The sequence below is a fragment of the Oceanobacillus sp. FSL W7-1281 genome (assembly GCF_037969835.1).
GTDB lineage: Bacteria > Bacillota > Bacilli > Bacillales > Amphibacillaceae > Oceanobacillus > Oceanobacillus oncorhynchi.
This window is the reverse complement of the sequence record NZ_CP150214.1, coordinates 2,394,512-2,415,311: the sequence shown is the minus strand read 5'-3', so window position 1 is coordinate 2,415,311 and position 20,800 is coordinate 2,394,512. Positions and strand designations below refer to the sequence as shown.

The following is a 20,800-nucleotide window of genomic DNA, read 5'->3' as shown; positions in this document are numbered from 1 at the left end:
CGATGCGTAAGGTTGCAGTACTTGGAGCAGGAAGCTGGGGAACAGCACTTGCAATAGTTTTAGCTGATAACGGGCATGAGGTGCGTTTGTGGGCACATCGACAGGAACATGTAGACGAAATCAACCAAACTCACCGGAATAATAAATACCTGGACGTTGATATTCCCGACGCCATAACTGCATTTCATGACATGAAGGAAGCTGTAAAAGATGCAGATGCAGTTGTTATCGTTGTTCCGACAAAAGCAATTCGTGAGGTTTGTCAGCAGTTAAAAGATGACATTCATTCAAGCACACAGATTATTCATGCGACAAAAGGGATTGAGCCCGGTTCGTTGAAACGTGTATCTGAAATGATTTCGGAGGAAATTCCTGATTTCCCTTATGAGAACATTGTGGTATTATCCGGACCGAGTCATGCGGAAGAGGTAGCATTGCGTCATCCGACGACAGTATCTGTATCAGCAGTCAATCTGGACAGGGCACGTCAAGCGCAAGATTTATTCAACAGTGAAAATTTACGTGTTTATACAAGCGATGATATTTTGGGAATCGAAGTTGGAGGAGCACTCAAAAATATTATTGCCTTAGGAGCCGGTATTTCAGATGGTCTCGGCTATGGAGATAATGCAAAAGCAGCTTTGATCACACGCGGTTTAGCCGAAATTGCCCGCCTCGGCACATCCCTGGGAGCGAATCCATTAAGCTTCCTTGGCCTGTCTGGTGTAGGAGATTTGATTGTTACCTGTACAAGTGTCCACAGCAGAAACTGGAGAGCTGGAAACCTGTTAGGTAAGGGCATGAATCTCGATCAGGTGTTAGAAGAAATGGGCATGGTGGTAGAAGGCGTCCGGACGGTGCAGGCAGCACACCAATTTGCAAAAGAGCAGGGTGTTGAAATGCCGATTACCCAAGGAATCTACCAAGTGCTTTTTGAGGATAAAAAACCAAAGGACGTTGTAGACGAATTAATGAGCCGGAATAAGCGTCAGGAAATGGATGATATAAGCAATCTTTTAAAAGAACGTTATTCGGATAAGTAACACATAACTTTCCTTCTTGCATATACTGTGACGAATGAACTGCAAGGAGGAAATCATGTGAATAATTTTCAAAAAGGTATGTTTGATAAGATACAAAAGAACACAAACATTCGTCCTGAGGAAGTCTATAAAGTAGCTGATTCGGTAAAGCATGCAAATTTTTCGGATGAAAAAACCGTTCGAAATCTTGTGAAGCAGCTTTCGCAGATGGCAGGTAAACCCCTTTCAAAAGAAAAAGAAGACAAAATTGTACAATCCATTGTCAAAAATAAAATGCCTGGAGATGTCAATTCGTTAAATAATTTATTTAAGAAATAGGTTTTTATCACAGTATAACTGGCTGTGAAATTCCCATGTCACGAAAATGAGAGAAATCGAAAATTCTATGCGGGAATCGGGGCAGCCAGTAAAGGCCTGATACATCGGGTCTGCAGGATGTACGCTACAAAGGCGCCCAAGATAACACGTTTCGATGGGGCGAGTAACCGCGGCCCCAGCCTTTGTTCTTTATTCAGCGGGGATGTAAAAATCTCCGCTGAATAAAGTTTCACTTTATAGGCAGTTGAGTATACAGATTTTCAAAATACTGCATAAGATAAATCGCACCAGCATTCAAGGAATAGAGTTGCTGAGGATATTATTTAGTCAACCTGTGGTGAAGATACCCCCTTTGCCACAGGTTTTTACATGAAGAAAAGACATTTTCAACTGAATGCCGAAGAAAGCGTTTAAAATGTTCAATGTTTCGTCAGTTATCTTAGAGTACATCGCCCAGAAGTTATGTTATAATAGCATCTGGTAAAATGTATTTTGATTGAAATAGGGGTGAACGCTTTGTCAGTATCCATGTTAATGATGTATATATCCTTTGTCGGGATGTTTTTATTAATCTTAGCTACAGGCTTGATTGTTTGGAGCAGAACAAAGCTGCGAGGCTGGTTTGGCAGTATTATTACATTTTTAGCTTATATAAGTCTCGTCAGCGGTGCTTTGATTATTTTATATGTTACATTTAGTGGACCAACAAGATAGGAAAAGGAGTTTCATGATGAAATATACATATTTATTGACGATACCCTTTATGTTCTTGCTCTTAAGCGGCTGCATGTATCCTCAAAGCGAGCGGTCGGAAAACCAGATTCCGAATGAAGAACAGTTAGCTGTTGTCCAGCAGGCAGTTGAAACCTACAGAGAAGAGGAAGATGGTTTAGTGCCGATTCAGACAAAAGACAGTGATACACATATCTTCGAAAAGTATTTGATTGATTTTAAACAGATGCTGGAGAAAGGTTATTTGTCTGAACTGCCTGGAAACTCTTTTGAAGAGGGCGGTGTCTATCAGTATACGATTATCGACCCGGAAGACGATTTGCAAGTCCGCCTTATTGATTTACAAACTACGGAGCAATTACGAAGCATCAATGTACGGTTAGACGTTTACAGACAAGAGCACACATATCCAGCCTACGGGCAGCAAATCACAGACCAGATATATACGGTGGATTATGAAAAGCTCGGATTAAGTGAACCGCCGACTGCGAAAAGTCCTTATTCGCAGGCCGATTTGCCGATTGTGATGGATTTAGACGGCAAATTATATATTGATTATTCTTATGACTTGAATCAGGCGCTGGAAGAGGATGATCACGGCTATGAAGAAGGCGATGATATCCGTTATCTTTTAGTGGATAATTATCCATTTGTTCCCGCATACTCCCTTCCTTACACCGTAGAAGATGGACAAGCCGTATTTATGGAAGAAGACTAAATAGAAAAGCCATGCAGTTTCAATAATTGAACTGTATGGCTTTTTTTGAAGAATAAGAATGTTTATAAAAATAGCCGCTCCGGAAAAACACTACGCTTTCCATGGGCCCCGAGCTCATCTCCTTTAAAGAAGACTTGCTGATTGGCAAGCCGTCAGGCGCAGACAGAAGCATAGTCGCACTTATGCCCCGCGGGTAGAAAAAAAGAAGTTCACTTTTTTTCTGCGGGGTCTTCACACTGGGACTGGGACTGCGATTACTCGCCCCATCGAAAACCATTGCGCTTTCCTATAGGAGTCTCCATGTTTTTCCACCGCTAGAATCAGCTTCATTTTTTTGAAAGAAAGCAAATAAAACATATTTCTTCAAAGATGGGAGCGGAGGGAAGTCGACTCCTGCGGGAAAAGCAACAGGTAGACCTGAGCAGGAAGCGGTTTTCTTCCGAGGAGGCTGAACGTTGCCCGCGGAAAGCGACTTCCTGGGACTGCGATTACTCGCCCCATCGAAAACCGTCGCAGCGGACATCGCTTCGGCGAGGACACCGGTGATTTAAAGACCAACCAATATTCTTGGTTTTCTTTGTCGTCCTCAAATAAAACAGAATAAATAGATTCATGCTGCATATACATGAGATATAAAGTTTGTTTATAAATACCTGTGTTTTATTTGTAGCTTGCTTAGAGGACCTTTTAAAGTCAAATATGACGTCTGATGGACGTGTGATAAAAATGTGTAAAACTTAGTCATAATCTAATAGGACAACGTCATAGACTGTTAGTGTCCAACTATTACGGGTGATGTATATCAAAGTACGGAGATCGGGAGGGGATCTTTTGGAAAAAACAGATATTTTTAAGGATATATCGAAACGTACAAATGGCGACATATATCTTGGAATCGTCGGAGCAGTCCGTACGGGAAAGTCCACCTTTATTAAGAAATTCATGGAGTTGGTTGTACTTCCTAATATTGAAAGTGAAAGTGAAAGAGCAAGAGCACATGATGAATTACCGCAGAGTGCGGCAGGAAAAACCATTATGACAACAGAACCAAAGTTTGTTCCGAATCAGGCTGTTCAAGTAAACGTGGAAGATGGATTAGATGTAAATGTCCGTCTTGTTGATTGTGTTGGATACGCTGTAGAAGGGGCGAAAGGGTTTGAGGATGAAAATGGCCCGCGTATGATTCATACGCCGTGGTACGAGGACCCTATCCCGTTTCATGATGCAGCAGAAATAGGAACCCGTAAAGTAATTCAGGAGCATTCTACTATTGGCGTTGTCGTGACAACAGACGGTACTATCGGTGAAATAGATAGAGAAGACTATATTGAAGCTGAGACAAGAGTGATTGAAGAGTTAAAAGAGGTTGGCAAGCCATTTATTATGGTAATCAATTCTACAGAACCGCACAGTCAAAAAACAACTTTGCTTCGGGAAGAGCTGACGGAGCAGCATGATATTCCGGTATTAGCGATGAGTGTAGAAACAATGACAGAGCATGATGTCTACAGTGTACTGCGTGAAGCATTATTCGAATTTCCGGTCCTTGAGGTAAATGTAAACCTGCCTAGCTGGGTAATGGTTTTAAAAGAAGATCACTGGCTTCGTCAAAATTATCAGGAAGCCATTCAAGATACCGTAAAGGATATAAAACGTTTGCGTGATGTCGACCATATCGTTGGTCATTTCAGAGATTATGAACATATTGAAGGTGCCAATTTAGCAGGGATGGAGATGGGCGAGGGTATTGCCGAAATCGACTTGCATGCCCCTGATCAGTTATATGACCATGTTCTGAAGGAGATTGTCGGGGAAGAAATTCGCGGTAAAGACCATTTATTAGAGCTAATGCAGGATTTTGCCTATGCGAAAAGAGAGTATGACCAAGTTTCCGGTGCTCTGCAAATGGTAAAACAAACCGGTTATGGCATTGCTGCCCCCAGTTTAGAGGATATGCAGCTGGATGAACCGGAAATCATCCGTCAGGGCTCCAGGTTCGGTGTCCGCCTGAAAGCTGTGGCCCCGTCTATTCATATGATTCGGGTCGAAGTAGAATCTGAATTTTCTCCTATTATCGGAACCGAAAAACAAAGTGAAGAGCTGGTCCGTTATCTGATGCAGGATTTTGAAGAAGATCCGCTGTCTATCTGGGAATCAGATATTTTTGGCAGGTCACTCAGTTCGATTGTGAGAGAAGGTATTCAAGCTAAAATCTCGTTAATGCCGGAGAATGCAAGATATAAATTAAAAGATACCCTAGAGAGAATTATTAACGAAGGGTCAGGCGGTTTAATCGCTATTATATTATAAAAAAATACTTCTCGATAAGCAGCTAAATTGATAGCTGTTTATTTTTTTTATAATTTTTTTGTCAGAACGCCTAAAAAATCTGCAAAACACCGTATAGATTTATGGAAAGGTGACAATGCTTGTTGCATAAGAGTTTAGCCTGTTTCTCTTAAGAAAAAGGAATTTTTATGTAAAATCTCAATAAATTCTAGAGAAATCGATAGTTTTTGTTGAATTTTATTCCAAACTCGTTTATTATAAGCCTTGTCATCACATATTAGGGTGACTTTGATGAAACAGACCATGGGATAGGCAGACTAACTAGCCTATTTGTCTAAAGAACATCCTGGGAGGAGGTGAATGTCATGAATAAAACAGATTTAGTAAATGCTGTGGCTGAAAAAAGTGATCTTTCAAAAAAGGATGCAACAAAAGCTGTGGATGCAGTATTTGATGCAGTCATGGATTCACTGAAGAATGGTGAAAAAGTACAACTAATCGGTTTTGGTAACTTTGAAGTTCGTGAACGTTCTGCACGTAAAGGACGTAATCCACAAACAGGAGAAGAAATCGAAATTCCTGCAAGCAAAGTTCCTGCTTTCAAACCAGGTAAAGCTCTTAAGGATAGTGTAAAATAATATTTTACATATCCGGACAGGAGTGTACAAAAGGGAGGGATACGTTGATAAACGTGTCCCTTTCCTTATTTCTGCATGAGAAAGCATACAGGAGCTGAACAAGCCTATTAAAGCAAAGATATTATTTAAATAGATTTATTTTACATAAAGAATTCCATTTAAGGAGGAGTAATGTATGAATGATCAAAGCGCAAAAGCAGATTATTTCGTTATTAAAGCATTAGAAGACGGTGTTCATGTTATTGGCCTGACGCGTGGAAGCAATACAAAATTCCATCATTCTGAAAAACTGGACCAAGGCGAAATTATGATTGCTCAATTCACAGAACATACTTCTGCTATTAAAGTTCGCGGTAAAGCACTTATTCAAACAAGTCATGGCGAAATAGAAAATTAATATAAAAACATCCCCTTATTAGTATTTTACGAAGTGATCCATAGCCTCGCTCAAAAATAACTCCGCCTGAAGAGAAGATAGGAAACAACTGGAAGGTTATTTGTTTTCCAGTCCATGTGAGATAAAGACTCGTTCATTTCTGTGAGCAGCGGCGACGTTTCGATGCCGGAAAATATTCTGGATATTGTTTCTCTGACAGAAGCAGTTAATATAGGGGTATTTATTTTTTTGCACGATAGGGCAGTATAAGAAAAGCTGCGGATTCACTAAAAAACAAGCGAATGTGAGATTTTCTAAGACCAAGCCTAAAACAGAATAAGTTCTTTCGTTTTTATAACATTTAAAATGTGCTATAATAGCTAGAGCAAAGAAAGGCTGAAAGGGTCCAGGTGATAGTGTTGACTACATTTATTACAACTGATAGAGGTTATAGAAAAATACTGGAAAATAAATTATATGATTCATACATTCATAAGCATATACGTTATCCAGTGATCGATGAAGAAAAGTGGAATTTATTGCTATTTCTTGTTGAACAACATAAATCATTAACTCCTTTGCAGCGTGAAAAGTATATTATTTCAACCATGCTTGTTCAAATCGCCCTGGATACACATGATTTTGTTCCGATCAAACAACATGCTGATACAGAAAGCGAAATGATTGAGAAGCAGCTCCAGGTTCTCTCAGGAGATTACTATAGCGGACTGTATTATTTATTGCTGGCAGAAGCGGGAGAAATTCAGTTTATCCAGATACTCGCGAATGCGATTCGTGAAATAAATGAACTAAAAGTTACTTTATACTATGAAGAACAATTACCGCTTGAAACCTGGTTAAATATCAAAATGAAATTGAATGCATCCGTGCTGGTACATGTCGCAAAATATCTGCACAATCCTGAATTAGAATCGATTATTCAAAACTGGCTGATGTATCGCCGCTTGGATACAGAACAAGCAGACAACGGGTATACTTTACTGCGCAAAGAGTGGGAAGCACGTAATAATAAAGCAACTTCGATTCCGCTGATTGACGGGAAATTGATTCGGGATTATGAAAAAGCTGTTTACCGTGCTGTTTCGGAATTATCCAGCTCTAGTTTATTTATGGAGCAATTTATTTATTCTCAGGAAACGAAAGAAATAAGAACGTCAAGACTTTAAAAGGAAGTGTAATGAATTATGGGTTTTTCATCAAAAGAAGAACGTGTCCATCACGTCTTTGAGAAAATATATGAAAACTACGATTCCATGAACTCGGTGATTTCGTTTAAACAGCATACGCTATGGCGTAAAGATGTTATGAAACGAATGCACGTATCCCCGGGAGACAGTGCATTGGACGTATGTTGCGGTACAGGAGACTGGGCTATTTCCTTGGCGAAGGCTGTCGGAGCTGATGGAAAGGTTATAGGGCTTGATTTCAGCGAGAACATGCTGTCTATTGCCAGAGAAAAAGGAAAACAGGAGCAGCTGGATGAGATTGAATGGATGCATGGCAATGCGATGGAGCTTCCTTTTGATGACAATCAGTTTGATTACGTAACAATTGGCTTTGGCTTACGGAATGTTCCTGACTATATGGCGGTTTTAAAAGAAATGTACCGGGTAGTCAAACCGGGTGGGATGGTGGTTTGTCTGGAAACCTCTCAGCCTACACTGATTGGCTACAGGCAATTATATTATTTTTATTTCCGTTTTATTATGCCGCTTTTTGGAAAAGTATTTGCTAAAAGCTATCAAGAATATTCCTGGCTGCAGGAATCCGCAAAGGATTTTCCAGGTAAGGACAAATTGAAGCAAATGTTCTTTGATGCAGGCTTCAAGCATGTCGATGTCAAAATGTATGCCGGCGGCGGTGCTGCGATGCATATGGGGCATAAATCTTAAAATAAAGAATGAATTTACTAGTAAAATAAGGTGACGTACATGAGACTACCAAAGATTTATGGATTTTTAACAAAAGATATGGACACTATTGAAAAAACATTACAGAAGAGCATTCAGGCTGAACATCCCGTACTTCGAGACGCTTCTACAGCATTATTGAAAGCAGGAGGGAAACGCATTCGTCCTGTTTTTGTTTTGCTTTCATGTCAAATAGGGGATTATGACTTTGAAAAAATACAAAAAGTTGCTGTAACCCTAGAGCTTATTCATATGGCAACGCTTGTTCATGATGACGTGATTGATGAAGCTGAGCTGCGTCGCGGGAAACCGACGACTGCTTCTCAATATGGAAACCGGATTGCGATGTACACAGGCGATTTCATTCTTGCAAGAGCCCTGGAAGAAATAACAAAAATAGATGATCCGAGAATACATACTTTATTATCCAAAACACTTGTTGAAGTATCTATTGGGGAAATTGAACAAATTCAATTTAAATACCAATGGAATCAAAATTTTCGAGACTATCTGCGCCGGATAAAACGGAAAACGGCATTACTGATAGCGTGCAGCTGCAAACTGGGTGCGCTCGTCGGCGGGTTAAGTGAACAGGATGCAAATAAAATGTATCGTTACGGCTATAATGTCGGCATGTCTTATCAAATTATTGACGATATCCTCGATTTTACATCTACTGCAAAAGAACTGGGGAAACCGGCAGGAAATGATTTATTACAGGGTAATATCACGCTGCCTGTTCTATATGCAATGGAGGATCAGGAATTAAGAAATCAATTGGTGACATTAATCAACAGTAATCAGGACATTGATGAAAAAACAATGCAGAAGCTGATTGCCTGCTTAAAAAACACAGATGCTATTCAGAGGAGCTATGCAGTCAGCGACCTTTATCTGCAAAAAGCATTGAAATCTTTAGAAGGACTGAAATCGTCCAGGGCAAAGAAAAGTTTACAAGATATTGCTACTTTTATTGGAAAAAGGCGTTCCTAATGAAATAAAGATATTGTTATTTGTCTGATAATTTGTTACTATTTTAGAGGCTACATTTTTCATTTATTATAATTACATAGGGGCAGGGTGATTTTAATGGAAAGAACTTTTTTAATGGTAAAACCAGATGGTGTGCAGCGTAACTTAATTGGAGATATTGTTGCGCGATTTGAACAAAAGGGGTTTAAATTAGCCGGAGCTAAATTAATGACAATATCTACAGATTTAGCTGAAACACATTATGGCGAACATAAGGAACGCCCATTCTTTGGGGAACTGGTTGATTTTATTACTTCCGGACCAGTTTTTGCCATGGTATGGGAAGGCGAAAATGTCGTTGCTTCTGCTCGTACCATGATGGGAAAAACAAATCCATTAGAAGCGCTTCCAGGAACGATCCGGGGCGACTACGGCATTAATGTTGGCAAGAATATCATTCATGGTTCGGACTCTTTAGAAAGCGCTTCAAGAGAGATTAATCTCTTTTTTGACGAGAAGGAATTGAATTCTTACAACAAACAACAGGATGCATGGATTTATTAAACTGAAAGCGTTGTCGAAACCTCCGTTAAATATACGGGGGTTTTTGCGTACAAGCAGAGGAGGTTAACGAATGAAAGATGATTATGATTTAATGAAGCAGAAGGTGCATCAATCACTTAAACTGAATTTGAGCTTATATAAAGAAGCGCAGATGAAACGAAGAATCACGACTTTAAGAGATAAACATGGTTTTAGAAGCTACATAGATTATTTCTCGGCCTGTCAAAAGGATGCTGAGTTATTGGAAGAATTCACAGAGAAATTAACTATAAATGTATCGGAATTTTACCGGAATCCGAATCGATGGGATGTTCTGCAAAAAAAGATTATTCCAGAATTAACAAAAAATAAAAGAAAAATCACGATTTGGAGCGCTGCCTGTTCTACAGGGGAAGAGCCTTACAGTCTTGCGATGATGCTGGAAGAATACTTTCCGGGCTTGCGTTACCAGATTCGTGCTACAGATTTTGATCAGGCTGTATTAAACGCAGCAAAACAAGGAAACTATCAAGAGCGTTCTTTAAAAGAGCTCCCGGCTGCTCTGAAGAAAAAGTATTTTACATCACAGGGGACCATTTTTCAAGTTGATCCGTCTTTAAGAAAGCATATTCGTTTTGAACGCCATAATCTATTAGAAGATACTTACCCTAGAGATGTAGATCTTATCGTCTGTCGAAATGTATTGATTTATTTTACCGATGAAGCAAAAAATAATATATTCCATCATTTTAATAAAGCATTAACGAAAGGAGGCTGTTTATTCGTCGGCAGTACTGAACAGATATTTAATGCAGAACAGTTTGGTTTTTATTTAGAAGACAGCTTTTTTTATCGGAAACAATAATTTATACTACCCGAAACGGGCTTTTATATGGTATAGTAATTAGAAAACTTTCAACTATTTAAATAGGTAAAGTATATTCGATATTATCTAAAAAATATGACATGTCCATATTGCAAAACGTTTGGATAATAACAACGTTTATACGTTCTTATTTTAATAGCTTTATAAAGATAAAGGAGAATGTGTAGTGCGCTACTTAACAGCTGGAGAATCACATGGAAAACAATTAACGACAATTATCGAGGGCCTGCCTTCACAGATGGAATTAAAGGCAGAAGATATTAATGAGAGTCTGCGCAGAAGACAAGGCGGGCATGGCAGAGGCAAGAGAATGCAAATTGAAAAAGATACGGTAGATATCACAAGCGGAGTACGGCACGGATACACGTTGGGGTCTCCTGTGTCACTTGTGATACATAATGATGATTTTAAGCATTGGACAGATATTATGGGTGCAGACCCGCTTGAGGACGGAGCCAAGCTGCGCAGAGTCGTAACAAAACCTCGTCCGGGACATGCAGATTTAAATGGCGGTCTGAAATATGGACATCGTGATATGCGTAATGTATTAGAACGCTCTTCTGCAAGAGAAACGGGCGCTCGAGTTGCTGCAGGTGCAGTGGCAAAATCACTTTTAGAGCAATTGGGTATTTATGTTACTGGATATGTGAAAGAAATCGCAGGGATTCGGGCAGAAGAAAAAAACGATTTAACAGCGAAAGAACGTGCTGAAATTTCTGGAGATTCTCCTGTAATGGTATTAGATTCCAATGTGGAGCAGCCAATGATGGACGCAATAGATGAAGCGAAAAAAGTTGGCGACTCTATCGGCGGTATCTGTGAAGTTTATGTAGAAGGCCTGCCTGCTGGAATCGGTTCTTATGTGCATTATGATCGAAAGCTGGATAGTAAGATTGCAGCAAGTGTTGTCAGCATTAATGCTTTTAAAGGTGTGGAATTTGGCATCGGTTTTGAAGCAGCCCGCTTAAACGGCAGTGAGGTACATGATGAAATTGCCTGGAATGAAACAGATGGATATCATCGTACAACGAATCGTCTTGGCGGTTTGGAAGGCGGAATGAGTACAGGGATGCCGCTCATTGTTCGCGGGGTAATGAAGCCTATACCTACATTGATGAAGCGTCCATTGCAAAGCGTGGATATTGAATCCAAAGAGCCATTTAAAGCAACAGTGGAAAGGTCCGACGCTTGTGCAGTGCCGGCAGCTTCTGTGGTGATGGAGCATGTTGTCGCATTTGAAATTGCAAAAGCCGTCACAGAGCAATTTTCAAGTGACCGATTCCCGCAATTAAAACAGGCAATTGATCAGTACAGAGAAGAAATCAGGTGCTTCTAAATGAAACAATTAACAATCCAGTCCAGCCAGCGTAGCTATCCTATTGTGATGGAAGCTGGATTACGGTTTCACTTAAAGAAGTGGTTAAAGAAGGAATACAGCTCTATTTTAGTGATAACGGACGATAAAATAGCTGATAAATATTTACAGGATGTTATAAACAATCTGGAGGGACAACACGTTTATTCTTACATTGTTCCAGCCGGGGAAGCTTCTAAAAACATGGATCAATATTACAAATTACAGACAAAGGCAATCGAGAGCGGTTTAGATCGTAAATCGCTCATCATTGCTTTGGGCGGCGGTGTCATAGGTGATTTAGGCGGATTTGTTGCTGCGACCTTTATGCGCGGAATCGATTATATTCAAATGCCGACAACTATTTTAGCGCATGACAGCAGTGTGGGTGGCAAAGTAGCAATCAATCATGAATCCGGTAAAAATCTGATTGGCTGTTTCTATCCTCCGGCAGCTGTTTTATATGACACAGAAACGCTGGTATCTTTACCATACCGTGAAATTCGTAGCGGCTATGCCGAAATTTTAAAAGAAGGATTTATTTCTGATATCAATCTGACAGAAGAATTATTGTCGCTGTCTTTACAGCAGGTTACCACTACGCAGCAGGAAAATCATTTAGAGGCTGGTATAAAAGTAAAAGCAGCTATCGTAGAAGAAGATGAAAGAGAATCGGGTGTCCGGAAATATTTAAACCTCGGTCATACATTGGGACACGCGTTAGAAGCTAGATTGGGGTATGGAACAGTAACTCATGGAGAGGCCGTTGCGAATGGAATGCTATTTGCGCTTCATGTAAGCGAGGATATGTCAGGGGAAGAGCTCCCTTTTAATGAACTGTACCATTGGATGAAACTAAATGAATATCCTGTTATCGACATAGAAAAAAAGCGTATCGCCGAGCTCGTCAAAAGCATGAAGGCAGATAAAAAATCCGTTTCCGGCCATATCCAGATGGTATTACTGAACCAGGTAGGTGAGCCAACTGTCGCAAACTTAGATGATTCCTCTGTGGAGGCTTATATCAGAACATATATAGAGAGGATGAACAAGCTATGACAAGAGGCGTGCGCGGTGCTACAACCGTAGAAAATAATGTTGCAAGTGAAATTATTGAACATACAAGAACACTTGTTCAGGAAATGGCAGAGAAAAATAATATTCAGGCAGAGGATGTTTCCCATGCTTTTATTTCAGTAACAAAGGATGTGGATGCAGCTTTTCCTGCGAAAGCTTTACGTGAAATTGACGGGTGGAAATATGTTCCGGTTATGTGTATGCAGGAAATAGATGTTCCCGGCAGCCTGCCAAAGTGTATTCGAATTATGATGATTGTGAATACCGATAAACAGCAAAAAGAGGTTGAGCATACATTTCAGAGAGAGGCTGTAAAGCTTCGTCCGGATCTTTTAGAAAGAAAGGGTAGTTAAGCAATGAGAAGCAAAGAAGTATTAAAACAGCTTAGTCCATATAAACAAGGGAAGCAGACAAAGGATATTCAAGAAGAATTCGGACTTGATTATATCGTTAAATTGGCTTCTAATGAGAATCCTTATGGCTTTTCAGATAAAGTGAAGGAAGTCTTCCAGAAAAATGAGCCTGTATTTAATATCTATCCGGATGGGTACACATCTGAACTCCGTTATCTGATCAGCGGAAAACTAAATGTAAGCCCGGAATCACTTATCTTCGGAAGCGGTTCAGAGGAAATTATTCAGATGCTTTGCCGTTCTTATCTTACTGTAGGGGATCAGGTTATTATGGCAACACCGACATTCCCGCAATATAAGCATTATGCTTTAATCGAAGGAGCTGAGATTATAGAGCATCCTGTTAATGAGGATGGAAGTCATCCGCTTGATAAGATGCTTGACTCGGTTCAGGATAATACAAAAATTATCTGGATTTGTACACCAAATAATCCAACAGGCACTGCACTTTCCAAAGAAGCGTTAGAAGACTTTTTAGATAAATGCCCTTCGGACGTCCTTATTGCTTTAGATGAGGCATATGTTGAATTTTTACAGCCTGAGAAGGATTTAAATGCTCTCGAGCTGTTGGATAAATATCCAAACCTGATTGTTTTACGTACATTTTCAAAAGCTTATGGACTGGCAGGTCTGCGTATTGGCTATGGAATCGCCGATCCATTGATTGTGGAAACCTTAGATAAGGTCCGCGGACCGTTTAATACAACGTCTGCAGCGCAACAGGCCGCCGTTATTGCCTTTTCAGATCAGGGGTTTATCCAGCATACGTATCAGGAGAATAAAAAAGTATTAAAACAATTTCAAGCCTTTTTAACTTCGATCGGTTGGGGTTATTATGAATCAGAAGCGAATTTCTTGCTTGTAAAAACACCGGAAAGCGGAATGGAGGCTTTTGATTATTTAATCAAGCATGGTTTTATTGTCCGCCCTGGAGAATTATTAGGTATTCCAAATACCATTCGTGTTACGATTGGAAAAGAAGAGGATATGAAGGTATTGGAGAGCGTACTAAGAGATTATCAAGAACAATTAAATTAGGTAAGGTGAATGTATGAAAAAGCAGCAGGTATTGATAGCTGGACTCGGCCTCATAGGCGGGTCCATTGCTAAAGCGATTAGAAAAGAGTCCGAACATTACATAATCGGTTTTGATGTAAATGAAAACACACTCCATTTTGCTTCGAATCACGGTATCATTGATGAAGCTTTTACCAATTTTGAAGAAGCTGCATTAAAAGCAGATATTATTATTATTTCTGCACCTATTTCAGAGACGATTCAGCTTGTTTCCAGACTGGATGACATTCCTTTCGAAAAAGATGTGATTGTCTCTGATACAGCGTCTGTAAAAGGTTCTGTACTTATTGCTGCAAATGGTTTAAGCAATAAAGCCATCCGTTTTATCGGCGGGCATCCAATGGCGGGCTCCCATAAGAAAGGGATTGAAGCGGCGAAGGAACATTTATTTGAGAATGCCATTTATGTTTTATCCCCTCTTGATAATGCAATTGAGGAGAATGTAGATACATTAAGAGACGTTTTATCTGCAACCAAAAGCAACTTTGTTGTATTGCAATCAGATGAACATGACGAAATGACAGGAGTTATTTCTCACTTTCCGCATCTTATAGCATCATCACTTGTCCATCAGGCGAGAAAATGGGAGAAAAAACACTCCTACCTTCCGAAGCTTGCAGCAGGCGGATTTCGGGATATTACCCGGATTGCCTCCAGTAACCCGGTGATGTGGCAGGATATTTTTTATCACAATCAATCGAAAATGTCTGCCATGCTGGATGATTGGATTGTTGAAATGGAGCAGCTGAAAAAGCTGATTGAAGATAATGAAAAAGAAGAGGTTATTACGTATTTAGACAGCGCCAAAAATTACCGTGATGGATTAAATGAAGGCGGACGCGGTGCAATTCCGGCGTTCTACGATGTTATCGTTGATATTGCAGACCAGCCGGGTGCCATAGCTGAAGTGGCGCTTATTCTGGCAAATGCATCATTAAGTATTAAAAACATTGAAATCCTTGAAGTACGGGAAGGAATTACTGGTGCACTGCGCTTGAGCTTTTACACAAAAGAAGCGCAAGAAGCCGGTCAGAAGATATTAAAACAACGTGGATTTGAAACGATGATCCAATCTTAACGACAAGGAGGAGAACGTATTGTCGCATGTTCAATTTGAATACACCTCACCAAGATTAGAAGGTGAAGTTATCGTTCCTGGAGATAAGTCGATATCACATCGTTCTATTATTTTCGGGAGTATTTCACATGGAATTACAAAAATATCTAATTTTCTTGACGGGGAGGATTGTCACAGAACGATTGATGCTTTTCGGGAGATGGGAGTACAGATTGAAAAAGAAGGAAGCTCGGTACTCGTTCATGGGAATGGGTTAGAAGGATTAAAAAAGCCTGCTGGAGCATTCGATTTTGGTAATTCAGGGACCACGACCAGATTAATGCTGGGTCTATTATCTGGACTGCCATTTGAAACGAAGATTTTTGGGGATGCTTCTCTTACAAAGCGTCCGATGGATCGTGTGGTTACGCCATTAAGAGAAATGGGTGCTGCAATTCATGGACAGGAAGATGGAAAATATCTCCCGATTACCGTTCATGGAGGCGCCTTAAAAGGAATTACCTACCGCCTTCCGGTGAAAAGCGCTCAAGTAAAATCAGCTGTTTTATTGGCAGGCTTGGTTGCAGAAGGAGAAACTGTCGTACAAGAAGACACTGAAACAAGAAACCATACAGAAGTTATGCTTCAAGCCTTTGGTGCTGATTTAAAGCAGAAGGAAGAAGGAATTGTCGTTACAAACAAAGGGAAGCTGACAGCTTGTGACGTGGAAGTCCCCGGCGACATTTCCTCAGCTGCTTTCTTTTTAGCTGCCGGAGCAATTGTGCCCGGAAGTACAGTTACGTTAAAGAACGTCGGTTTAAATGCGTCCCGGACGGGCATTTTAGATGTAGTCAAGCAAATGGGGGCAGCTATTACTGTTTCTAATGAGCGCACTACAGGCGGTGAAAAAATTGGTGATTTAACCATTAAATATACTGCCTTAAAAGGGACGACAGTAGAAGGGGAAGTCATCCCCCGCCTGATTGATGAAATTCCAATACTTGCCTTGCTGGCAACACAGGCAGAAGGAAAAACGGTAATCAAGGACGCCGAAGAATTGAAGGTAAAAGAAACAGACCGCATTGAAGCAGTGTGTCAAAATTTAACAACACTGGGAGCAAATATCACACCGACCGAGGACGGAATGATTATTGAAGGACCAACCCGTCTAACAGGCGGCACCATTTCCTCCTATATGGATCACCGGATTGCCATGATGGGTGTTATCGCAGCGCTCGTATCAGAAAGCCCGGTAAAAATGGATGAAAAAGACAGTATCAATATATCGTATCCGACATTTTTTGATGACCTGGAAGCAATTTTGCAATAAAATTTCGTATATTTAAATTCTGGCTACAGTTCTAGTTATTTGAACTGTAGCTATCTTTTTTGTATGATAAATTGGAAGCAAAAGAAACACAAAAAGAGAGGGGTTCTTTTAAATGAACACCATTCAACAAGCAATCGAACTGGCTGAAAAAAATGAAACAGAAAAGGCGTTGGCATTATTAAGTGATTACCAAAAAAACGCAGATGATGATTCTCTGTTTCAAATAGCTGAACTTTACCTGCAGTGGGGGTTTCTAATTGAATCTAGAACCATCCTCGAACAATTGATTGAAAAATATCCTGAAGAAACGTCGCTGAAGCTTACCTTATCTGATATTTTTATTGAATCCGAAGAAGATGAGCTGGCGATTACGATATTAAATGAAATTCCGGAAGAAGATGAAGGATATGTTCAGGCGTTGATCCAGCTTGCGGATTTATATCAGGCTCAGGGATTATTTGAGGTTTCGGAGCAAAAGCTGCTGGAAGCAAAGCATATCGACCCTCAAGAGAGCATTATAGATTTTGCGCTCGGAGAATTATTCTTTTCTATCGGCGAATACCTAAAGGCTATCAACTATTATGAGCGCGTCTATGCGAAAGCAAAAGAAATAGGAAATGTTGCGATAGAAGACCGGCTTGGAGAAGCATATGCTGCTGCCGGTGAATATGAGAAAGCACTTGAATTTTACAAAGAAGAGGAAGACCCGGATCCGGATAATTTATTTAAATATGGAATCACTGCCCATCAGGCTGACCGTAATGACATTGCTATAAAAGCTTGGGAGCATGTGTTGGAAATCGACCAAGACTATTATGCGGCATATACCCAGCTTGCCAATGTATATAAGGAACAAGGGACGCTGGAAGAAGCTTATAAAGTTGCGGAACAGGGCTTGGAAAGAGACTCCTATCAAAAAGAACTCTATTTCCTGGCTGGCGATATTGCTCACCAATTAGGGAGAAATGCGGAGAGTGAAGAGTATGTCAGGCAGGCTATCGCTTTAGAGCCGGATTATAAGGAAGCCGTCTTGTTTTTGATTGAACTGCTTAAAGCAAGAGAAGCATTTGATGAGATTGTTGAATTGATCCAAAGTATTAAAAATTCTGGTGCAGAGGATGCACTCTATGATTGGGAACTGGCTAAAGCTTATGTTGAAATAGAATCGTTTGGTGATGCATTAAATAGCTACCAGGAAGCATATACTAGTTTACAGCATGACAGCGACTTTTTAAAAGAGTATGGCTATTTCCTGACCGAGGAAGGAAGAATGCAGGAGGCCATTCCAGTCCTGAAAGCATATCTCGGCCAGCAGCCTATTGATGAAGATGTGCGTGAGCATGTGGAACGCTTGGAACAAGATTTATTGTAGGTGACATGTCCAGCTTTTAGAGAGGAGAGAGGGGAGAGCGGAATGCTATCATCTGTAACTGCAAAAGATAAGAAGGACTTCATCCAGTGGTTTTTAAACCATTACCGCTTAAAAAAACGGGAAAGTGTATGGATACTTAATTATTTAGTAAACCATATGGATATTTTAGAACATGTGCATTTTGTTAGAGATGTAAAGTATTGTCCTAGAGGTGTAATGATTTCCAGTCGCTGTTCAGAGAAAATACCATTTCGATTTTACAAAAATCATCTGGTAACAACGGACGCAGAGAAAACCTTTCATGACATTCGGTTAAACAAGCAGGAAGCGTTATTTATCCAATTGAATTTTCATCAGGCAAACCAAAGCGCTTATTATGCTGCTGTATTAGAAGAAAATCCATTCTTGCCGGATGATTACTATTTAACAAAAGATGATAAACAGACCACAGCTGAATTATTGGATCAGCTCCTGATCAATCAAAAACAGGAACGTTTGCGGGAAGCGATTGATGAGGCTTTAGATTCGGGAAATCATACGAAATTTTTAGAGCTGACAAAAGAGTTAGAGAAACTGCTGAATAAATCATAAAGAACAAGCTGAAAAACGTATAAATCAAATGATAATGTTTAAAAGCAACCTATATTTTTATGGGTTGTTTTTTTCGTAACAAATAGATTAAATATTATTCATCATGGATAGAATAAGAAAGATTGGCAAATAAGCTTGGAATGGCGAAAGAGAGACCATGTCTGTTATGGCCTGGGCCTGTCTGTCTATCAGTTGTATTCGCTGACAATTTATCCTTTCCTATATGTGTGAAAAATTGTTACAATATAGGCAAGTATTTTGGAAGGGAGGATTGTTTATGAAATGGACAAGGGTTGATTTGCAGAAATATGAACAAGCGAAGGAGTATATTGATACAGTGATTGTACCGTTGGCTCCTTTTCAAATTGGCGCTTTAGAGGCTTCTGCTAAAAATGCAGATCAGTATGAGATTTTAACGCTTTTTGCCAGAGAGCTGGAGAAAGAATTAATGGGCAGGATTATGCTTACTCCGACTTATACATACATCAACTCGGCAGAGAGGTCCGAAGAAGCAGAGCGATTAAATCAGTGGACAGCTCATTTTAACGAACAGCCTTTTAAACAGGTGCTCTATATCAGCTTTGATCCGTCTTGGCGAAAAATAGCCAATGATTTAGAAGGGGAATTTATTTGGCTTCCAACTATTCCTTTAAAAGATGCCGAACCAGCTGCAATAAAAGACATGATAAGAGACCAGACCATGCAAACAGCAGAATTAGTCAAGTCCTTTTGGTAGAGTAAAACAAAATTATCAAAACATTTACAGTTAACCTAGGATATATATTGACCGAACCAATAGTTTACGCTATCATTATTAGTGTCCTAGTAATCTGATTTTATCTTAAAAATGTCCGTGACTATTTGAACACAGAGGGGGGAAAACCATGAGTGATGAAAAACGCGATATATCCCGCAGACAATTTTTAAATTATACGCTTACAGGCGTAGGGGGCTTTATGGCTGCCGGTTTGCTGATATCACCTGTTCGGATGGCAATCGATCCTGTATTGAAGTCCGGTGAAGGCGGAGATTTTACAAATGTTGGACTAGAAGTTTCTGAAATCACTTCTGATCCACAGCGTGTCGATTGGACTGTCGATCAGGTAGATGGCTGGTATGAATCAGAAGTAAACCAAACAGCCTGGGTATATCGAAATGATGATGACGAAATTGTTGCCTTTTCCCCAGTTTGTAAACATTTAGGGTGTTTTGTTTCTTGGGAAGGAAATGACGACTATCCAGAGGAGTACTACTGTCCTTGCCATGATGGCCGTTATTACAAGAATGGGGTGAATGTTCCTGGAACACCGCCATTGCAACCGCTTGATGTTTATGAACAGGAAGAAAGGGATGGCATGCTGTTCCTAGGTAATATTAGACCACATGAGGAGGCGTAATAAACAATGTTACAGAAGATTTATGATTGGATCGATGATCGCATTGATATTACGCCGATATGGCGAGATATTGCCGATCATGAGGTTCCGGAGCACGTTAATCCAGCGCATCACTTTTCAGCATTTGTATACTGTTTTGGCGGATTAACATTCTTTGTCGTAGTAATCCAAATTCTTTCCGGTATGTTTCTAACGATGTATTATGTGCCGGATATTGAAAACGCTTGGCAATCTGTTTACTACCTGCAGACAGAAGTAGCACATGCTCAAATTGTCCGCGGTATGCATCACTGGGGCGCTAGTGTCGTTGTCGTAATGCTATTATTACATACTTTACGGGTATTTTTCCAAGGGGCATATAAAAAACCTCGTGAGCTTAACTGGATGGTAGGAGTTCTTATCTTCTTTGTTATTCTGGGGCTAGGCTTTACAGGCTACCTGCTTCCTTGGGACAACAAAGCGTACTTTGCGACTCAAGTAGGACTAGAAATCGCGGAACAAGTACCATTTATTGGAGAAGCTCTTAAAACGCTTCTAGCCGGGGATGCTACCATTGTTGGTGCACAAACCCTGACACGTTTCTTTGCAATCCATGTCTTCTTTTTACCGGGAGCATTGTTTGCATTATTAGCAATTCACTTTATCTTAATCCGTAGACAAGGTATTTCCGGACCACTATAAAAAGG

23 protein-coding genes are annotated in these 20,800 nt (G+C 40.1%); all 23 read left to right on the top strand.

Annotated elements, in window-relative coordinates:
- Window positions 1-2 precede the first annotated feature (2 nt).
- The 23 genes from MKX55_RS12035 to MKX55_RS11925 all read left to right on the top strand — a co-directional run bounded on the left by MKX55_RS12035 (window position 3) and on the right by MKX55_RS11925 (window position 20,795).
- Complete coding sequence (locus tag MKX55_RS12035) at window positions 3-1,043, top strand: NAD(P)H-dependent glycerol-3-phosphate dehydrogenase (protein WP_339177264.1); 1,041 nt, start codon at window positions 3-5, stop codon at window positions 1,041-1,043.
- Window positions 1,044-1,100: 57 nt separating this feature from the next.
- Window positions 1,101-1,361 carry a stage VI sporulation protein F gene (locus MKX55_RS12030; protein ID WP_042534167.1) on the top strand — a complete coding sequence of 87 codons (261 nt, stop codon included), beginning with the start codon at window positions 1,101-1,103 and terminating at the stop codon, window positions 1,359-1,361.
- A 516-nt stretch (window positions 1,362-1,877) separates the two neighbouring features.
- On the top strand, window positions 1,878-2,075 hold the full coding sequence (locus tag MKX55_RS12025; RefSeq protein ID WP_042534163.1) for a DUF2768 family protein: 198 nt from the start codon (window positions 1,878-1,880) through the stop codon (window positions 2,073-2,075).
- 13 nt (window positions 2,076-2,088) lie between these two features.
- The gene (locus MKX55_RS12020) at window positions 2,089-2,811 is read left to right on the top strand and encodes a hypothetical protein (RefSeq protein WP_339177260.1); all 723 of its coding nucleotides are present in this window, start codon (window positions 2,089-2,091) and stop codon (window positions 2,809-2,811) included.
- An 831-nt stretch (window positions 2,812-3,642) separates the two neighbouring features.
- Window positions 3,643-5,121: a stage IV sporulation protein A gene (gene spoIVA, locus MKX55_RS12015; RefSeq protein ID WP_042534158.1), complete on the top strand. Its 1,479-nt coding sequence runs from the start codon at window positions 3,643-3,645 to the stop codon at window positions 5,119-5,121.
- A 344-nt stretch (window positions 5,122-5,465) separates the two neighbouring features.
- Window positions 5,466-5,738 carry an HU family DNA-binding protein gene (locus MKX55_RS12010; RefSeq protein WP_040981409.1) on the top strand — a complete coding sequence of 91 codons (273 nt, stop codon included), beginning with the start codon at window positions 5,466-5,468 and terminating at the stop codon, window positions 5,736-5,738.
- 175 nt (window positions 5,739-5,913) lie between these two features.
- Window positions 5,914-6,135: a trp RNA-binding attenuation protein MtrB gene (gene mtrB / locus MKX55_RS12005; RefSeq protein WP_339177257.1), complete on the top strand. Its 222-nt coding sequence runs from the start codon at window positions 5,914-5,916 to the stop codon at window positions 6,133-6,135.
- Window positions 6,136-6,533: 398 nt separating this feature from the next.
- Entirely contained in the window at window positions 6,534-7,301 is a 768-nt protein-coding gene (locus MKX55_RS12000; RefSeq protein WP_339177255.1) for a heptaprenyl diphosphate synthase component 1, read from the top strand.
- 18 nt (window positions 7,302-7,319) lie between these two features.
- Window positions 7,320-8,027: a demethylmenaquinone methyltransferase gene (gene menG / locus MKX55_RS11995; RefSeq protein WP_339177253.1), complete on the top strand. Its 708-nt coding sequence runs from the start codon at window positions 7,320-7,322 to the stop codon at window positions 8,025-8,027.
- A 39-nt stretch (window positions 8,028-8,066) separates the two neighbouring features.
- The gene (gene hepT / locus MKX55_RS11990; RefSeq protein WP_339177251.1) at window positions 8,067-9,038 is read left to right on the top strand and encodes a heptaprenyl diphosphate synthase component II; all 972 of its coding nucleotides are present in this window, start codon (window positions 8,067-8,069) and stop codon (window positions 9,036-9,038) included.
- Between the two features lie 96 nt (window positions 9,039-9,134).
- Window positions 9,135-9,581 carry a nucleoside-diphosphate kinase gene (ndk, locus tag MKX55_RS11985; protein WP_339177248.1) on the top strand — a complete coding sequence of 149 codons (447 nt, stop codon included), beginning with the start codon at window positions 9,135-9,137 and terminating at the stop codon, window positions 9,579-9,581.
- 70 nt (window positions 9,582-9,651) lie between these two features.
- Window positions 9,652-10,425 carry a protein-glutamate O-methyltransferase CheR gene (locus MKX55_RS11980; protein ID WP_339177246.1) on the top strand — a complete coding sequence of 258 codons (774 nt, stop codon included), beginning with the start codon at window positions 9,652-9,654 and terminating at the stop codon, window positions 10,423-10,425.
- A 187-nt stretch (window positions 10,426-10,612) separates the two neighbouring features.
- Window positions 10,613-11,782: a chorismate synthase gene (aroC, locus tag MKX55_RS11975; RefSeq protein ID WP_339177244.1), complete on the top strand. Its 1,170-nt coding sequence runs from the start codon at window positions 10,613-10,615 to the stop codon at window positions 11,780-11,782.
- Window positions 11,783-12,859: a 3-dehydroquinate synthase gene (gene aroB, locus MKX55_RS11970; protein WP_339177243.1), complete on the top strand. Its 1,077-nt coding sequence runs from the start codon at window positions 11,783-11,785 to the stop codon at window positions 12,857-12,859.
- Complete coding sequence (gene aroH, locus MKX55_RS11965; RefSeq protein ID WP_339177241.1) at window positions 12,856-13,230, top strand: chorismate mutase; 375 nt, start codon at window positions 12,856-12,858, stop codon at window positions 13,228-13,230. Before aroB ends, aroH begins: the two co-directional genes overlap by 4 nt.
- 3 nt (window positions 13,231-13,233) lie before the next feature.
- Window positions 13,234-14,328 (top strand): histidinol-phosphate transaminase, encoded by a 1,095-nt coding sequence (hisC, locus tag MKX55_RS11960; protein WP_339177239.1) that lies wholly within the window; start codon window positions 13,234-13,236, stop codon window positions 14,326-14,328.
- Window positions 14,329-14,341: 13 nt separating this feature from the next.
- The gene (locus MKX55_RS11955) at window positions 14,342-15,445 is read left to right on the top strand and encodes a prephenate dehydrogenase (RefSeq protein ID WP_339233052.1); all 1,104 of its coding nucleotides are present in this window, start codon (window positions 14,342-14,344) and stop codon (window positions 15,443-15,445) included.
- 19 nt (window positions 15,446-15,464) lie between these two features.
- Window positions 15,465-16,754: a 3-phosphoshikimate 1-carboxyvinyltransferase gene (gene aroA / locus MKX55_RS11950; protein WP_193062178.1), complete on the top strand. Its 1,290-nt coding sequence runs from the start codon at window positions 15,465-15,467 to the stop codon at window positions 16,752-16,754.
- A gap of 112 nt (window positions 16,755-16,866) precedes the next feature.
- Window positions 16,867-18,126 carry a tetratricopeptide repeat protein gene (locus tag MKX55_RS11945; RefSeq protein WP_339177233.1) on the top strand — a complete coding sequence of 420 codons (1,260 nt, stop codon included), beginning with the start codon at window positions 16,867-16,869 and terminating at the stop codon, window positions 18,124-18,126.
- Window positions 18,127-18,168: 42 nt separating this feature from the next.
- Window positions 18,169-18,717 carry a ReoY family proteolytic degradation factor gene (locus MKX55_RS11940; RefSeq protein WP_339177231.1) on the top strand — a complete coding sequence of 183 codons (549 nt, stop codon included), beginning with the start codon at window positions 18,169-18,171 and terminating at the stop codon, window positions 18,715-18,717.
- A gap of 277 nt (window positions 18,718-18,994) precedes the next feature.
- Complete coding sequence (locus tag MKX55_RS11935) at window positions 18,995-19,453, top strand: DUF2487 family protein (protein ID WP_339177229.1); 459 nt, start codon at window positions 18,995-18,997, stop codon at window positions 19,451-19,453.
- A 148-nt stretch (window positions 19,454-19,601) separates the two neighbouring features.
- Window positions 19,602-20,114, top strand: coding sequence for a ubiquinol-cytochrome c reductase iron-sulfur subunit (locus tag MKX55_RS11930; protein ID WP_339233051.1), 513 nt, complete (start codon window positions 19,602-19,604; stop codon window positions 20,112-20,114).
- Between the two features lie 6 nt (window positions 20,115-20,120).
- Window positions 20,121-20,795, top strand: a complete 675-nt coding sequence (locus MKX55_RS11925) for a cytochrome b6 (RefSeq protein ID WP_040981375.1) — start codon at window positions 20,121-20,123, stop codon at window positions 20,793-20,795.
- Window positions 20,796-20,800 lie beyond the last annotated feature (5 nt).

What these genes read in the sequence shown, in the direction of transcription:
- mtrB (WP_339177257.1), top strand. Translation starts at nt 5,914, where the DNA reads ATGAATGATCAAAGCGCAAAAGCAGATTATTTCGTTATTAAAGCATTA.
- MKX55_RS11930 (WP_339233051.1), top strand. Translation starts at nt 19,602, where the DNA reads ATGAGTGATGAAAAACGCGATATATCCCGCAGACAATTTTTAAATTAT.
- MKX55_RS11935 (WP_339177229.1), top strand. Translation starts at nt 18,995, where the DNA reads ATGAAATGGACAAGGGTTGATTTGCAGAAATATGAACAAGCGAAGGAG.
- menG (WP_339177253.1), top strand. Translation starts at nt 7,320, where the DNA reads ATGGGTTTTTCATCAAAAGAAGAACGTGTCCATCACGTCTTTGAGAAA.
- MKX55_RS11980 (WP_339177246.1), top strand. Translation starts at nt 9,652, where the DNA reads ATGAAAGATGATTATGATTTAATGAAGCAGAAGGTGCATCAATCACTT.
- MKX55_RS11940 (WP_339177231.1), top strand. Translation starts at nt 18,169, where the DNA reads ATGCTATCATCTGTAACTGCAAAAGATAAGAAGGACTTCATCCAGTGG.
- MKX55_RS12035 (WP_339177264.1), top strand. Translation starts at nt 3, where the DNA reads ATGCGTAAGGTTGCAGTACTTGGAGCAGGAAGCTGGGGAACAGCACTT.
- MKX55_RS11955 (WP_339233052.1), top strand. Translation starts at nt 14,342, where the DNA reads ATGAAAAAGCAGCAGGTATTGATAGCTGGACTCGGCCTCATAGGCGGG.
- MKX55_RS11925 (WP_040981375.1), top strand. Translation starts at nt 20,121, where the DNA reads ATGTTACAGAAGATTTATGATTGGATCGATGATCGCATTGATATTACG.
- aroH (WP_339177241.1), top strand. Translation starts at nt 12,856, where the DNA reads ATGACAAGAGGCGTGCGCGGTGCTACAACCGTAGAAAATAATGTTGCA.
- hisC (WP_339177239.1), top strand. Translation starts at nt 13,234, where the DNA reads ATGAGAAGCAAAGAAGTATTAAAACAGCTTAGTCCATATAAACAAGGG.
- hepT (WP_339177251.1), top strand. Translation starts at nt 8,067, where the DNA reads ATGAGACTACCAAAGATTTATGGATTTTTAACAAAAGATATGGACACT.
- MKX55_RS11945 (WP_339177233.1), top strand. Translation starts at nt 16,867, where the DNA reads ATGAACACCATTCAACAAGCAATCGAACTGGCTGAAAAAAATGAAACA.
- aroB (WP_339177243.1), top strand. Translation starts at nt 11,783, where the DNA reads ATGAAACAATTAACAATCCAGTCCAGCCAGCGTAGCTATCCTATTGTG.
- MKX55_RS12010 (WP_040981409.1), top strand. Translation starts at nt 5,466, where the DNA reads ATGAATAAAACAGATTTAGTAAATGCTGTGGCTGAAAAAAGTGATCTT.
- MKX55_RS12020 (WP_339177260.1), top strand. Translation starts at nt 2,089, where the DNA reads ATGATGAAATATACATATTTATTGACGATACCCTTTATGTTCTTGCTC.
- ndk (WP_339177248.1), top strand. Translation starts at nt 9,135, where the DNA reads ATGGAAAGAACTTTTTTAATGGTAAAACCAGATGGTGTGCAGCGTAAC.